This window comes from Spiroplasma endosymbiont of 'Nebria riversi' (assembly GCF_018831625.1).
Lineage (GTDB): Bacteria > Bacillota_I > Bacilli_A > Mycoplasmatales > Nriv7 > Nriv7.
Genome location: NZ_CP065193.1, coordinates 959,092 through 975,007 on the forward strand (window position 1 = coordinate 959,092; position 15,916 = coordinate 975,007).

Below are 15,916 nucleotides of genomic sequence, written 5' to 3' on the forward strand. Positions count from 1 at the left end.
TAATTAAAAATGAATGATACTATCTTAATTCGTTATGGTGAATTATCAACTAAAGGTAAGAATCGGTATTTATTTATTAATCAGTTAGAAAAAAATTTAAAAGCTAAGTTAATCGCATTTAAATATTTAAATATTGTTGCAACACATAGTCGGATGTTGATTTATTTAAATGAACATCAAGCTAATCCTATTGAAATTGAAAAAATTACTAATATTATTAGAAATACTTTTGGAATTACTTCGTTTTCTTTTGCTAAACAAGTTATTAAAGATTTAAATGTTATTCAGAAGGAAATTTTGACATTGATTAGCAATTTAGAATTTAAATCATTTAAATTAGATGTTAATCGGATTGATAAAAAATTTCATTGTACTTCGTTAGAAATAATTAATGTTATTGCTGGATTAATTTTAGATTATAAAAAAGATTGTCAAGTTAATTTAACAAATCCACAATTAACGATATATTTAGAAATTCAAATTGATAATGCTTTTATTATGTTTGATAAAATTACCGGATTAAAAGGTTATCCTGTTGGTATTGCCGGAAAAGTATTATTACTTATGAGTGGTGGGATTGATTCACCAGTTAGTGCTTATTTATTAATGAAACGCGGATTGGAAGTTCATTATTTACATTTTATAACTCCACCATATACTAAAGATGAATCATTACAAAAAGTTATCAATTTAGTTAAAACCTTAGGAGTTTATAGCGGTAATGTTGCTTCAAAATTATATATATGCAATTTTAGTAGTTTACAACAAGAGTTAAACCATATTCCTTTATCATCGTATCAGATTACAATTATGCGCCGAATGTTTATGCGTATTGCTAATTATTTAGCAAGAAAATTGTGTATTAAAATTTTAGCAACGGGTGATTCTTTAGGACAAGTAGCATCACAAACAATTGAAAGTTTATCAGTTATTGCTGATGTTAGTGATATGGTAATTTTGCGACCATTAATTACTTATGATAAAAATGAAATTATTAATATTGCTAAAAATATTAATACTTATGAAACATCAATTATTCCTTTTATAGATTGTTGTTCATTATTTGTTTCTCAAAATCCAGTAATTAAACCGATAATTGCTATTGCTAAGAAACAAGAACAAAGCATTTTATGAGAAGAGATTTTAGCATTAACAGTTGAAAATAATATTATAAAACAAGAAATTAATTTTCTTGAAAAAAAGTAGGTGGAAATAATTATTAATTTAAATGTTCACAGTGAGTATTCAATATTAAGTTCACCGTTAAAGTTAAAAGATTATTTTAAGTTTGCAATTAAAAATAATCTTTCAGTTTTAGCATTAACCGATAAGAATACAATGTTTGGGGCAATACGATTTTATGAACAATGTCAAAAATATAATATTAAACCAATTATCGGCATTGATATTGATGTGTTAGATATTGCTCGTAATTTGAAATTAGAATTAATTGTTATTGCTAAAAATCAGCAAGGTTATGAACAACTTTGTCTTATTTCTTCAATAATTGCTATTTCTAATAATTCAACAATTAGTTGTGAACAATTATTAGAACATTTAAATGAGATTATTGTTATTTTTAAACCACAAAATACTTTAGCAATGGCTTTAACAATGCAAGCGGAATATTTAACAAGAATCCAAAAAAAGGCCCGCACATATATGGGAATTAATCAGGATAATTTTAGTAATATTCAATATTGAATTGATAAGCAACAATTAGTTGTTCCTTGTAATTTAGTAAAATATTTACAATCGGATGATAATCAAACATTACAGTTAATTGAAGCTATTAAGGAACAAAAATTGTTAGCAGAAACTAATGTTAATGATTTTAGTAATTATCATTATTTATTATCATTTGATATTTATTGTGAATATAAACAAATATTAATAATTAATTTGGAACAGTTAATTAATAATGTTAATTTACAATTACAATTTAATATTAAGGAAAATATGTTACAGTATGTGCCACCAATTGGTGTTAAGAGCAATGAATATTTGCAAAACTTATGTTTACAACGATTACAAAATAATAAGGAAATTAATAATGATTATCGTTATCAACAACGATTATCTTATGAATTATCAATTATTTGTGAAATGAGTTTTGCTAATTATTTTCTTATTGTTTATGATTATGTTAAATATGCTCGTGAGCAAAATATTATGGTCGGCCCGGGAAGAGGGTCTGTTGCTGGTAGTTTGGTAGCATTTTTATTACAAATCTCTACAGTTGACCCAATAAAATATGATTTAATTTTTGAAAGATTTTTAAATCCGCAACGAATATCAATGCCAGATATTGATATTGATTTTCAAGATGATCGTCGCGAAGAAGTAATAAAATATTTAGTTGAAAAATATGGTAAAAATAATGTCGCCCAAATTATTACTTTTCAAACCATTACTTGTAAAATTGCTCTTAAAGATACGGGAAGAGTATTAAATATTCCTTTAGATATTATTGATAAAATCAGTAAAGCGGTGCCATTAGATTTAAATTTAGATTTATCATTAGCTGTTAGTAAAATTGAAATTTTACAAGTGTATATAACACAATATCCGCAGTTATTTTTATTAGCAAAAAAAATTATTGGCTTACCTCGACAATTTGGAACGCATGCTGCTGGTGTTGTTTTATCACAATTACCAATAATGCAAATTGTTCCAATTCAAAAAGGTTATAACAATATTTATTTAACGCAATATTCAATGAATCATTTAGAATCATTAGGATTACTAAAAATGGATCTTTTAGGTTTAAGAAATTTAACAATTTTAAAGCAAATTCTTAATATGATTAATAAAGATTTATCAATGATGATTAGTTTAGATAAAATACCCTTAAATGATAGTAAAACATATCAATTATTAAGTGAAGGATATACGGCCGGGATTTTTCAGTTAGAGTCTAAAGGAATGCAACAAATTTTAATAACCATTCAACCCAAAAATTTAGAAGATATTGTTGTTACAAGTTCATTATTTCGCCCTGGTCCGCAAGAACATATTAAGACATATATTAAAAGAAGATTAAAGCAAGAAGCGGTTTGGTATTTACATCCTGATTTAGAACCAATATTAAAAAAAACTTATGGAATTATTGTTTATCAAGAACAAATTATTTTAATTGCCCAAAAAATTGCTAATTTTTCATTAGCAAAAGCTGATATTTTAAGAAGAGCAATTAGTAAAAAAAATCAGAATGAGATGACCTTATTAAGTAAAGAATTTATTGCTTCTGGTGTTGCTAATGGTTATGATGAAAAAACTGTTAATCAAATTTATGATGATATTAATCAGTTTGCTAGTTATGGGTTTAATCGCAGTCATGCGGTGTCATATTCATTATTAGGTTATTGAATGGCTTATTTGAAGGTTAATTATACATTACAATTTATGTGTGCGTTATTAACTAGTGTGATTGCTAGTGCTAATAAAATTGAACAGTATCTTAAAGAATGTCAAAGATATCATCTAAAAATATTGCCACCATCAGTTAATTTTTCAACAGAAAATTTTATTATTGAGAATCATATGATTAGGGCACCGCTCACGATAATTAAGCAGGTGGGAATGGTAATGTATGAAGCAATATATGTTGAAAGAGAAGCAAATGGACAATATACTGATTATTTCTCGTTTGTGGCGAGAATGGTGCTTAAAGGTTTAAATATAAGCATATTAGAAGCATTAATTGCTGCGGGATCTTTAGATGAATTTAAAATCTCACGAAAAACGATGAAATTAAATATGACACTAGCTTTCCGCTATGCACAATTAATTCAGGTATCAAGGAATGATAATATTACCCTAAATTATGATTTGGTAGCAATACCTAGTTTAAAACAAGAACCAGATAATTTATTAGAAAAAGCTCAAGATGAGTTAAAATATTTTGGTTTCTATTTACAAAATCATCCTTTATTTTTAATTAAAAAGCAATTGCAATTAGAAAAAGAAATTATTAAATTACAAAATCTAGATAAATTGATTAATTTAAAAGTTAAAGTATTGGTTTTTATTAATCGGATTAAACAAATTAAAACTAAAGATGGTCAGTATATGTGTTTTTTAACAGTAAGTGATGATTATGGGACAAGTGATGTTACAGTTTTTAGTAATATATATATGCAATATCAAGAACAACTTAAAGAAAATACTATTGTCTTAGTTAATGTTACTGTTGAAAAGTATAATGATAAAATTCATTTAGTTTTACGAACTTTAAAAGTAATAAGTATTTAAAAAAATCTTATCTAATTTAGATAAGATTTTTTTATTCATCACTGTTTTTTACTAATTCCAGAACATTAAGTTTTTTTAAATGATAAGTAGTCATAATATATGTTGATGAATAAATAACTATAATAATAACAAAACTAATTAAAATTACTCATCAAACTAAAGAGAAGGGAATTATTAAAAGAAAGAAATTTTGTAAGATATAAATAAAGATACTTGCTGTTGTTCAAGATAGTTGGTATGGCAACCCTTTTTTGGACACTTTTTATGTAGACTGTCATTTTCTAAATTCAACAGGCGTTAAATAATTTAAACTGCCATGTATTCTAAGATTATTGTATCAATTAACAAAATCAAATAATTCGCATTTTAATTGTGTTAAATTTTCAAATTTTTTACCCTTGATAAATCCCGTTTTAAAAGTTTTGTAAGTTGTTTCAGCCACAGCATTGTCATAAGGACAACCCTTCGCACTCAATGATCTTTTAATATTAAAGGTTATTAAAATTTCATCAATGATTTTATTTTTGAACTCATTACCACGATCAGTATGAAATAAAGTTATTTTATTTAATGGTCGTGTTATTTTATGAAAAGCTTGTTGAACTAGTTCAGCGGTTTTGTTTGGTCTGGCACTATAGCCAATTATTTCTCGATTAAACAAGTCAATTAATAAAAAAATATAATGTCATTTGCCTCCAACTTGAACATATGTTAAATCACTAACAACAACTTCATTAGGTTTTTTGTTATTAAATTAACGATTTAAAAAATTAATAATTTGGTCATTATTAACCATTGTTTTATGATTAAGATATTTTAATTTGGTGTATTTAGAAACCAAATTATTTTTGATCATAAGGAATCTGATTTTTCGACGCGATAAGATCATATCTTTTCTCATTAAAACAGCTTTAATTTTACGAGCACCATAAATTTTACGACTTTTATTAAATATACTGATAACTTCTTCTTCATAATTATTAACATCATACTTAACACAATTATTAGTTTGATAATAATATGTTGATTTTGAAATTTCGTATTCTTTAATAATTTCAACAATGCTTTTTCTATTTTGATAAAGCGTGACAATTTGTTTTTTAAATTCATTTGAATATGAGTTTTTCCACATTTTTAGCACAGGATATTTTTCTTTATTATTGTTAATAATTTCCTATTTTTTGCCAATTATCAGCGCCACTTGCTTTAAAACCTGGTATGGCAACCCTTTTTAGGACACTTTTTATGTAGACTGTCATTTTCTAAATTCAACAGGCGTTAAATAATTTAAACTGCCGTGAATTCGAATGTTGTTATATCAATTAACAAAATCAAATAATTCGCATTTTAATTGTGTTAAATTTTCAAATTTTTTACCCTTGATAAATTCCGTTTTAAAAGTTTTGTAAGTTGTTTCAGCCACAGCATTGTCATAAGGACAACCCTTCGCACTCAATGATCTTTTAATATTAAAGGTTATTAAAATTTCATCAATGATTTTATTTTTTAACTCATTACCACTATCAGTATGAAATAAAGTTATTTTATTTAATGGTCGTGTTATTTTATGAAAAGCTTGTTGAACTAGTTCAGCGGTTTTGTTTGGTCAGACACTATAGCCAATTATTTATCGATTAAACAAGTCAATTAATAAACAAATATAATGTCATTTTCCTCCAACTTGCACATACGTTAAATCACCAACAACAACTTCATTAGGGTTTTTTGTTATTAAATTGACGATTTAAAACATTACTAATTTGGTCATTATTAACCATTGTTTTATGATTACGATATTTTAATTTGGTGTATTTAGAAACCAAATTATTTTTTTAATTTTGTCGAAAACTCTTGATAAAATAAAAAAAATCATCAACTTGATAATTTTAAAAGGCTTTTATGTAAAATTACTATTTTTACTTTAATTTTTTATACATTAAAATATAATACCGCTGTTTGTTGGTTTGGAGTTAAACCCTTATGTTGGTATTTTCATTTTCAGAGATTTAAATAATTTTGAATATTAGTAAAACCTAAACCATGATAATAAATTAAGGATTCTTTAAGACTAGATTGTAATTTACTGATTTTATTTAAGTTACGATAACTAGCTTCAGGATTAATTGTTGTTTTAGTTACACATAAAGTAGAATTTGTTTGTTTTGCTACTAAAAAATATAATTTTTGCATATCAGAAGTAATAATTTAATTTTGGTTAATTAATTCTTTGTTCATATTTTCAATAACTCATTGTTTTTGTAAACGTTTGGTGTTTGTGGATTTAACATAAATATTGTTATTATTATCAACTGCCATTTGAATACAGCATTTAGTATTAGTTGCGAATGGGTCAAGGCGAATTCTTTGTGAATCAGTTTTATGTTTGAAATTTCCTTTATGAATTTCTTTAATAAATGTTTCATCGATTTGGATTTTACCAGATAATTTTTTAAATTTTAATTGGGTATTTTCTAATTGTTTTGATTTCATTAATTTTTGATGATTATATCAAGCAGTTTTTAATGTAGTTTTAATAAAACGAGAAATTGTTTTACTAGATTGCCCCAGCAATGAAATTTGAATCAATAAATTTCATTGTTCATAATTTAAATGACTTCAATAAATAAAATGATTACGAAAAGCGTCAAAACTTGCACGGCAATTTTTACATAAATATTTTTGTTTTCCTTCTGAATTATGTCCATTTTTAACGCAATGGTAAGATTCATATTTAGGGCATTTAATACCTTGTGCTCTAAATTTTTGATCAATTTCATTTAAACGTTTTTGTTTTTTTATTAATTCTGCTTGTTGTTTGACTTTTTCATAAAATTCTAAAAATTGATCATCTGTTAAAGTATTTACTAGTTCTTGAATTATTTTTTCCATAATTATTACCCACCTCTATCATATTAAATATACCTAAAATTAAGTATATTTAATACATATCAAGAGTTTTCTACAAAATTAAAAAATCAGAGGAGTTATATTTTTCCATTTTAATGGGAATATTAAGATTCAAAGGTTTTTTTAATAAAAATGAGTCACTAAGTAATGTTTTGTAATTAGTTAAATCCTTTTCTAATTTATTTTTAGTTCCTTGATGAGTTAAATAAACACTAGAAATATCTTTAACAATTTGTTTGTTTTGTAAAAAATTATCAAAAAATACTCAATTTTTAAGAAAAACTATTGGTTCATTGGCATAGTTAGGAATTGGATTTAATTGATTAGTAGAAGGTAAAACGGTTCAATTATCACCACCAATACCAGTAATCATAAAATTAAAATTGGTGATTTTAATTTTATCGCCAATATTATAGCCTCGTAATTTTGCAAACTGGGGACTAATAACAATTTGATTACTAGCATCTGGACTTGTACCTTGAATAATTTTTAAGGAATGAGGATTAAGACTATCAATGTTAACAAACCGATAATTAAAGTTACTTGCAAAGTTAGTAAGAATAAATTCTCTTCTTGTTGTTAATTTAAAATTAGTAGCTATCCCCGCTAATTCATTTTGCATTTGCATTAAAATATTATTTTCAATTGTTTTTGTAGTTACTGATTTAGCAATATTAGTTTTATTTTTTAAACTTGGATTTGGTTCTGCTAGTTAATTAGTAATTAAATATTGTTTAAAAATTTCAATATTATTATCAGGTGGATATTGAAAAAAATTCGGATTATTTTTATAAATGTTAATATAATAATTTCATAACATTTTATTAAGTAAAGAAGAAAAATATATATCAATTACATTAATAAATTTATTAAAAAGTTATTTAAATTCAATGTTGTTAATGGCATAATGATATTTTTTTTTTAAGAATTTTTCCAATAATTGATTTTTGAAAATAAGAACTTTGATGATTAATTTGTTCTCATGTTAAATAATTAACTAGTTTAATATCATCAATAGTATATTGCTCGTTAACTTTTTTAGTTATTAGTTGCACATTTTTAGTTTTCAATGTTATTAGACTGTCATCATTAGGATTATTACTAATACTAAAGTCACTAACTGTTAATTTATTACTTTCTGTAAAATCAGTGTTAGAAAAATTAAATTTATAATAATAATCATATTTTACTTCTTGCCCCATAAAATTATTACTTTGCTTTAAATTATTAATTGTTGACATGGCGAGACTAATAATAGCAGTGAGAATTATTGTTAGCAAAATTAGTAAAATCATTTGAACTTTTACTTTAAACATTGAAAAAAATGCTTTTTTATAAGTTGGAAATATTTTTTTCATTAGTTTTTGTAGCCTTTCTGCTTTAAATAACTTACTTGTCACTACTTTTTACTAATTCAAGTACATTCATTCGTTTTAATGTTTCAGTTGAAATTATATAAGTCAGTGTGTAAATAATTGTAATTGTTGCTAATGTTATTGGTAAAAGTCATCATTGGAAATATAGGGGAATAATTAATCCGGTAAAAATTCCAATAGTTCATAAGATAACTTGACAAATAAATCAAGCACTGATAAATCCAACGATAAATCCCATAATAGCGGCCGGAATAAACATTGATAAAGTTAAACTATTAATTTCACGATATTTATACCCTTGAATTTTCATAATCGCCATTAGTTTAGCAAACTGATGGACAAGAAGATTAGAAATCATTATAACAATAATTACGGATAGACTAATTGAACTTAAAATAAAGATGGCAGCAATACTAGAAGCCACTGTTGTTAAGTTCTTAATTAATTCTCGTTTTACTGTTAATAGTTCACTGTTAGTAACAGTACTAGCAACATTATCATTTAAACTAGCAATTGAATAATCACCAAGAGTTGCAGTTGTTGAATATCTACTAGTAACATCAGTTAATTCAGGATTAGATGATAACCGACCATTAAATCATAATGGCTCATTATTAAAAGGATCTTTTTTATAAATTTCACTACTTGTTGTGGCATTAAAACCAAGAATTTGATTAGCAACTCGTTGATTAATATAAACTTTTAATTCACCATAAGATTCATGAATTGCTTTAACTTGATATTTAACTTTTTGCTGTATTGGGGTGTTATCAATTTTTAGAATTTTAGGTATTTCTTTATTACCAATAGTTTTACCGTCTAGTATGGCAATAAAAATATTTCATAATGGATTGTCATATGATTGATTTAATAGATTTAGTGCTGATGTCATAAAGTTTTCATCAATGAATTTATTTTTAGTAGCAAATGGCACAAAGGCTCTAATATGTCATCATTTATTGTCGGGTGATTGTTCAATAACAAATTTATTATTATTTGTTGGTATTTTTGCATTAATAATTTCTTTTAAAAATTCATCTTTAATTGCTGGGTATTTGATATTATCAATTGTTATTTCTTCTTTGGGTAATCGTAAAATTATTTCATTTAAGTTACGATAACTTTTAGCAATGTCGTCATCACCAATATCGTTTTCTTTATAACCATAATGGTTAGTTCAACCATAAGGCGAGTTATTATCATTAATACTTCATTTATCTAGAGGCATATTATAGATATTTTCAGAGTTATTTTCATCACGATAAATTCAAAATGAAGTGTGAGCAGGATATCATTTATTATTAGCACTCATATATTGTAATTGTTTTTGTTGAACTTCACTTTCAAAAATACTATCAACTTTTAAATTATGTTTTATTTGCATTGCCCGATTAATAACTGCCGGAATCTTATCAAGTCATTTTTTTTCTTGGATATATTTTGAACTTTCTTTTAATGCAATCATATCACTATTTGGTTTTATTCCTAGGGTTTTAAAAGCGACATTATTTAAGTTGGCATCATAATATGTATATAATTCATCTTCTTTAGCATTATAAGGTAAAGTATTATGAGTAATTGTTAAGCGTTGTTTTCTTCCAGAAATATTAAGAAAGTCTTTAATATAAGAAGGAACAGCTGTTTCAATTGCATTCATTGTACAGGTTCTTCAGTTATCACTAGTGCTTATTTCGGCATTAGTTGTTAAAATAGTGTTTACCATTGGACAAATAATTGTGGATAATAATCCTGAAAGTTTGGGATTATTATTAAAACCCTTAGAAATTTGTTCTAATCAACCTAAAGAAATTCCTCTGCCACCTGTTCAATAATAGTTATAAGCAATTTGTTTTAAAATATTATCTAAATTAATGTTTTGGGTATTATCACTAAGTTTTTTTCAAGAATTAGCAGGAGCATCTTTATAGTAATCAGCTACTGGACGAATTTCGGTAATTGGGTAATCAAGACTTTGATTTTGAGCATCAATCCCTTTTCAAGGGTATAAATTATAACGAGTTGTTGGGATATTACTAATCGGTTGTTGAAATTCAGCATTAGTTTGATATTTTAAAAGTCCATAATAAGAATCATCAAGACTGCGAACAGCAGCGGGGATCATTAATGCAATAGCGATAGTGAATGAAGCAATAAGAATTGTTATAAACATAATAATAATTTTCTTATATGAAACTGATGCCAATGCCAAACGAAACCGAGTTTTAAAGCTTCCAAATGCAAATCATCTTTTGTGGATGCCAGAAATTGCTTTTGAAGGTTTATTATCACTGTTAGGTCGTAATAGGGTAATTGTACTTTGTGCTACTTGTTTATAAGCAGTAATTGTTACGGTAATTAAAATTACAATGATATTAATTGCCAAAGCAATTAGAAAAGGAATAATATCAAAATAAAAAATATTATTTGGAATTGTAAAGAAATTTTCAAAAATTTTCATTATGGCTATTTGTAAAATACTACCAACAATTCAACCAATGGGTACAGCAATAATTGTTGTTATTAAGGCATAAGATCAATATGAACCAATAATTGTTTTATTTTCATAGCCTAATGCTTTCAAAACACCAATTTGTGTTGCGTTGCGTTCAACGGTTTTTCTAATAATTAATACTGTTGCAAAAACTGTTAACATTGTCATAAAAATAACAATAATAATACTAAATCAAGTATATGTTCTAGTAATTGTTGGTAACGAATTAAAGCCACGATTAATATAATTGTTGCTGTCACTATTTTCAATTGTTGAAGTTATTTTTAAATCTTCAGTAATTTTTTGAATGTCTCGAGGGTTGTTATTGTAAGCTAACATTTTTTGATAAACAGCTTCAATGCTGTTATTTTTTTTTTAAAATTATCATTAAGAAAAAGTCGAAATAATTCGAAATCATTGGCAATATGATTTCCTGTGTATGTTAAATAGACATTAGATATATCTTCAACATCACTATAACGAATGAATTCATCACGAATAAATAATTGGTGGTTAACGAATAAGACGGCTTCTTTTGCTGGATTAGGAAGAAAATTTATTGGATGAACAACAGGTAACGATGTAAAGTTATCGCCACCAATGCCAGTAATTATTAATTTATAGCTACCAATTTTAAGAGTATCACCAATTTTATAATTATATTTTTCAGCAAACTGAGGATTAATTACAATTTGATTAGTACCAGTAGGATAGGTGCCACTAATGATTTTAATATTATTTTTTTTAGGGTCATTATTAGGATTAATACTAATTACACGATAACGGATATTAGTGGCAAAATCAGAAAATAAATACTCTTGGCGTAAATTGACATTAAAGTTACTTAATAAGCCAACTAATTTATTATGGTGATTTCATATTGCTTGCGAAATATCTCAATTATTTCTTAAAGATGTTCCACTAATCGGAAGTGTTAGATATTTGGCAACATCGAGATAACTACTATCCTTATTATCATTTATGTGGTCGTTCATTAGTTGAAAATTAATTTCATTATTATCTTTGTTAATATTCATTAAAATATTTCCTAAATCGCCTTTAAAACCTTGTTTAAAAAAAGCTTTGTTATTAAAATTTGTTGCCCGAGGAAACCTTTTTTCATAATCTTCTTTTGTTAATTGTTGAAAAATATTAATTCCGCCACCAAAAATTGGAACATTATCACTAGATAAATCAGTTTCATTATTGATATCTCTTATTCAACTGTTGCCATTATGGGCATTAACAAAGTCTCTTAAAAATATTTCTTTAAATGCTTTAACTTTGTCAAAATAATCAGCATCAGTTGTTTTTTTTGGATATTTAAGTTTATCAATATTGGCTTTATAAAGATTAAATAAATAAAAGGCAAAAATTGGGTTAATGTATTGTTCAACCAAAGCTGTATATTGTTCATATAATATTTTAAATTCGTTATTAGGAATGTCATGATATTTTTTATTTAAAATTTGACCAAAGAGTGAATTTTTAAAGGCCGAACTATTTGTATTAATTTTTTCTCATTTTAGTAAATTTTTAAAGGAAATATTTTCAATTGTGATATTATTATCACTTGCTATTTTTTCCGTAATATCTAAACTTTCTGATATTAATGGTAATAAACACCCCGTAGGGTCATTTTTATCTTTTGCAATGGTAAGTATTGGTGTACTGTTATCTTTTATACTTTTACTAGTATTAGATTCTGCTAATGAACTTTTATTAAAAGCAGTACAAATATTAAATGTTGGTGATATGTTTTGAATACTAGGACTATTTTTACTATTAAAGCGATAATTATAATTAAATGGTGTTGTAGCACTATTCATTGCTGTTTCGCCATCTAAGAGTCATCTTGTCGTAATTCAAGTTAAGGTAATTGTTGTTGATAAGATAATAGTTAATAAAATTAATGAAATAATTTGGATTTTATGTTTAAATGCTCCCCAAAAGGCTTGCTTAAATAATTTGTTTCATTTTCAATGTTTCATAAATGTATCTAACCTCAACTTAATAAATTATTATAAAAAAGATAAATATTTTTTAACATAAATAATTATATCAACTTATTTGCGAACGGCAACCTTGTAAGAAATTATGGTCGCGTTTAGTTTTCTTAGGTATTGTTTTGAAGAAGTAAAACAATCAGCTAATTATATTATTTAATTAATAAACTAACCATACCTTTCTTGTTATTGTCATTTGTTACTATTTTATCATATTATTGAATTTTTACACAATGAAAAATTATTAATTTTATTAAATTTTAACTAATATTTTTACTTACTTAAATCTATTATATTTATTTGTTACAGCATTACCTTTATAGTTAATTCAACTATCATCATTTTTATTATTATATTTATTTCATAATGAATTTTTATATATTTCTTTTCTGATTTCTATTTCTGAATTAATATTTTCATTAATGTAATGTAATACATTTAAATTGTTTAAATTTGCAATTCTTAAATGTAATAAGTTATTTAAATTCTTATGATTATATATTTTTGCCCCGTAACCTAATTGTTGTTTTACTAAATGAGATACATCACTTTCAATGCTACAACCGATATTTCATTCTAAATTTTGATGATGAATACTTTGTTTATTATTACTGAAATAATTACTCGCCTTTCTTAAATTTGTTTTAATATCTTTATTTAATTCATTTTTAGCAATATTACGAATGGTTTTGATTAATTCTTGATGATTGTCATCCTTATATAATTTAATTCAACTATTTAATGCTACTTTGCGATTTTCAAAAATAATATTAAATGCCGTTTGTTTTAATTTTTTAATAGCATGATAACCATCTAAAATATATCTAACATTACCAAAACTATTGGCAATTTCTCTAATTCAAGTAGCACCATCGCCACAAACAATTATTTTGTCATAATTAATATTTACATAATGTTTTTTTAATTCCTTAATTAATAAATTACGATAATCCATCGTATTTATTCGTTTACCAATTTTTAACATTAGAAAATGACCTCGTTTATTTTCTAACTCTCTACGAGCATTTTTGTATTTTTTTTCTTTATGTCCGGCATGAAAAGTAACTAAACGAATTCTTTGGTCTTGTTTAACTTTCTTATCTAATGTCGAAATGGTGGTATGGCAACCCTTTTTTGGACACTTTTTATGTAGACTGTCATTTTCTAAATTCAACAGGCGTTAAATAATTTAAACTGCTATGTATTCGAATGTTATTATATCAATTAACAAAATCAAATAATTCGCATTTTAATTGTGTTAAATTTTCAAATTTTTTACCCTTGATAAATTCCGTTTTAAAAGTTTTGTAAGTTTTTTCAGCCACAGCATTGTCATAAGGACAACCCTTCGCACTCAATGATCTTTTAATATTAAAGGTTATTAAAATTTCATCAATGATTTTATTTTTGAACTCATTACCACGATCAGTATGAAATAAAGTTATTTTTTTAATTTTGTCGAAAACTCTTGATAAAATAAAAAAAATCATCAACTTGATAAGTTTAAAAGGCTTTTATGTAAAATTACTACTTTGACTTTAATTTTTTATACATTAAAATATAATACCGCTGTTTGTTGGTTTTCTTTTCGCAAGTAAATTAATTCATTTTATTCGACAGTGCGATTATCTTGCACTTTAAATGACCCAAAATTATTAAAATTTTCAATTTACTGATATACGGCTGATTTTGAAATTCCGTATTCTTTAATAATTTCAACAATGCTTTTTCCGTTTTGATAAAGCATGACAATTTGTTTTTTAAATTCATTTGAATATGAGTTTTTCCCCCAGTTTTATCTTCCTACTTTCAAATAAAATAAAATCATTGATGAAATTTTAATAACCTTTAATATTAAAAGATCATTGAGTGCGAAGGGTTGTCCTTATGACAATGCTGTGGCCGAAAAAACTTACAAAACTTTTAAAACGGAATTTATCAAGGGTAAAAAATTTGAAAATTTAACACAATTAAAATGCGAATTATTTGATTTTGTTAATTGATATAATAACATTCGAATACATGGCAGTTTAAATTATTTAACGCCTGTTGAATTTAGAAAATGACAGTCTACATAAAAAGTGTCCAAAAAAGGGTCGCAATACCATACTGGTTATGATGAAAAAACAATTAATAAAAAAAGAAAGAAATTGAAAAATAAGAGAACTACATTCTTTATTGGCAAGGATGAAAGATTGCCAACTGAAGACTTATCAAAAAGATTATTTGAATTAAGAACATTATTTTATGAAAATTTTGAGAATGCTAAATTAGTCGTTGGTGGTGATGGTGCAACTTAAATTAAACAACTAGCATCTTTCTGTGGGAGCTAAATATATTTTAGATCGATATCATGCTGTAAGAGAATTAAGAAAAGTATTCTTATTTTCAAAGTTATATCATGGCGAAGAACTTTTTCAAAAAGCTATTAATTATTTTTATTCTGGTGATTATGACAATTTAATGGAATTATTAAAAATTTATGTCCCAAAAGAAATATTTAAGTACTTTAAAAATAATCGAGTTGGCATTATACATCAAGGAGAAAGTTGGAATATTGGAGTATCAGTTGAATCTGATGTATCTAGATTAGTGAAATCATGTCTAGGCTATGGAAGCAAGATATTTTCGCTGGCCCTGCTTTAAAACATGCTAAATGGAAGAACATATAAACTAAACAATAATTTTTTAATTTAATATTTTCAAAAATATGCAAATTTTAATAAGTTTGTAATTTTTGTTTTGCAGTTTTGATTAATAAATGTATAATAAATTTACAATTGAATGAAAAAAAGTCTTTTTCATTCTCTGCCTTTAAGTTATGCACCCACAGTTGATGAAGAACAATGAGAACAGAATATTAAAATTATCTTAGAGGATTT

14 protein-coding genes and 4 pseudogenes are annotated in these 15,916 nt (G+C 25.2%); 5 read left to right on the top strand and 13 right to left on the bottom strand.

Annotation, left to right across the window (positions count from 1 at the left end; genetic code table 4):
* Positions 1 to 9 precede the first annotated feature (9 nt).
* Together thiI and I5Q57_RS06165 are read left to right on the top strand one after the other, a co-directional pair.
* The gene (gene thiI, locus I5Q57_RS06160; RefSeq protein WP_215825704.1) at positions 10 to 1,206 is read left to right on the top strand and encodes a tRNA uracil 4-sulfurtransferase ThiI; all 1,197 of its coding nucleotides are present in this window, start codon (positions 10 to 12) and stop codon (positions 1,204 to 1,206) included.
* Positions 1,207 to 4,254, top strand: a complete 3,048-nt coding sequence (locus I5Q57_RS06165) for a DNA polymerase III subunit alpha (RefSeq protein ID WP_215825705.1) — start codon at positions 1,207 to 1,209, stop codon at positions 4,252 to 4,254.
* A gap of 31 nt (positions 4,255 to 4,285) precedes the next feature.
* Here the strand turns inward: I5Q57_RS06165 and I5Q57_RS06170 are convergent, their stop codons facing one another.
* The 13 genes and pseudogenes from I5Q57_RS06170 to I5Q57_RS09925 form a co-directional block, all read right to left on the bottom strand.
* Entirely contained in the window at positions 4,286 to 4,513 is a 228-nt protein-coding gene (locus I5Q57_RS06170) for a hypothetical protein (RefSeq protein WP_215825706.1), read from the bottom strand.
* Positions 4,514 to 4,516: 3 nt separating this feature from the next.
* Positions 4,517 to 4,987 (bottom strand): annotated as a pseudogene (locus tag I5Q57_RS06175) (IS3 family transposase); the annotation flags it as partial.
* A gap of 21 nt (positions 4,988 to 5,008) precedes the next feature.
* Positions 5,009 to 5,386, bottom strand: a complete 378-nt coding sequence (locus I5Q57_RS06180; RefSeq protein ID WP_215827068.1) for an IS3 family transposase — start codon at positions 5,384 to 5,386, stop codon at positions 5,009 to 5,011.
* 111 nt (positions 5,387 to 5,497) lie between these two features.
* Positions 5,498 to 5,710, bottom strand: coding sequence for an IS3 family transposase (locus tag I5Q57_RS09460; RefSeq protein WP_246534679.1), 213 nt, complete (start codon positions 5,708 to 5,710; stop codon positions 5,498 to 5,500).
* A gap of 473 nt (positions 5,711 to 6,183) precedes the next feature.
* Positions 6,184 to 6,444 (bottom strand): hypothetical protein, encoded by a 261-nt coding sequence (locus I5Q57_RS06190; protein WP_215825707.1) that lies wholly within the window; start codon positions 6,442 to 6,444, stop codon positions 6,184 to 6,186.
* A gap of 15 nt (positions 6,445 to 6,459) precedes the next feature.
* Positions 6,460 to 7,143: an IS1/IS1595 family N-terminal zinc-binding domain-containing protein gene (locus tag I5Q57_RS06195; protein ID WP_215825708.1), complete on the bottom strand. Its 684-nt coding sequence runs from the start codon at positions 7,141 to 7,143 to the stop codon at positions 6,460 to 6,462.
* Positions 7,144 to 7,213: 70 nt separating this feature from the next.
* Positions 7,214 to 7,789: a hypothetical protein gene (locus I5Q57_RS06200; RefSeq protein WP_215825709.1), complete on the bottom strand. Its 576-nt coding sequence runs from the start codon at positions 7,787 to 7,789 to the stop codon at positions 7,214 to 7,216.
* A 268-nt stretch (positions 7,790 to 8,057) separates the two neighbouring features.
* On the bottom strand, positions 8,058 to 8,519 hold the full coding sequence (locus I5Q57_RS06205) for a hypothetical protein (protein WP_215825710.1): 462 nt from the start codon (positions 8,517 to 8,519) through the stop codon (positions 8,058 to 8,060).
* A gap of 31 nt (positions 8,520 to 8,550) precedes the next feature.
* A complete protein-coding gene (locus tag I5Q57_RS06210) occupies positions 8,551 to 11,367 on the bottom strand; it encodes an FtsX-like permease family protein (RefSeq protein WP_215825711.1) in 2,817 nt (938 codons plus the stop codon).
* On the bottom strand, positions 11,361 to 13,019 hold the full coding sequence (locus tag I5Q57_RS06215) for a hypothetical protein (RefSeq protein WP_215825712.1): 1,659 nt from the start codon (positions 13,017 to 13,019) through the stop codon (positions 11,361 to 11,363). The genes I5Q57_RS06210 and I5Q57_RS06215 overlap by 7 nt, the downstream gene beginning before the upstream one ends.
* Positions 13,020 to 13,311: 292 nt before the next feature.
* Positions 13,312 to 14,208 carry an Mbov_0401 family ICE element transposase-like protein gene (locus tag I5Q57_RS06220; RefSeq protein ID WP_215825713.1) on the bottom strand — a complete coding sequence of 299 codons (897 nt, stop codon included), beginning with the start codon at positions 14,206 to 14,208 and terminating at the stop codon, positions 13,312 to 13,314.
* A pseudogene (locus I5Q57_RS06225) lies at positions 14,180 to 14,479 on the bottom strand (IS3 family transposase); the annotation flags it as partial. The gene I5Q57_RS06220 and the pseudogene I5Q57_RS06225, both read right to left, overlap by 29 nt.
* A gap of 224 nt (positions 14,480 to 14,703) precedes the next feature.
* Positions 14,704 to 14,802, bottom strand: a pseudogene (locus I5Q57_RS09925) (helix-turn-helix domain-containing protein); the annotation flags it as partial.
* Positions 14,803 to 14,851: 49 nt separating this feature from the next.
* Between I5Q57_RS09925 and I5Q57_RS06235 the strand changes: the two are divergent.
* The 3 genes and pseudogenes from I5Q57_RS06235 to I5Q57_RS06245 all read left to right on the top strand — a co-directional run.
* Positions 14,852 to 15,112: pseudogene (locus I5Q57_RS06235) on the top strand (IS3 family transposase); the annotation flags it as partial.
* Positions 15,113 to 15,115: 3 nt separating this feature from the next.
* Complete coding sequence (locus tag I5Q57_RS06240; RefSeq protein WP_215825716.1) at positions 15,116 to 15,334, top strand: hypothetical protein; 219 nt, start codon at positions 15,116 to 15,118, stop codon at positions 15,332 to 15,334.
* A 22-nt stretch (positions 15,335 to 15,356) separates the two neighbouring features.
* The gene (locus I5Q57_RS06245) at positions 15,357 to 15,680 is read left to right on the top strand and encodes a hypothetical protein (RefSeq protein ID WP_215825717.1); all 324 of its coding nucleotides are present in this window, start codon (positions 15,357 to 15,359) and stop codon (positions 15,678 to 15,680) included.
* Positions 15,681 to 15,916 lie beyond the last annotated feature (236 nt).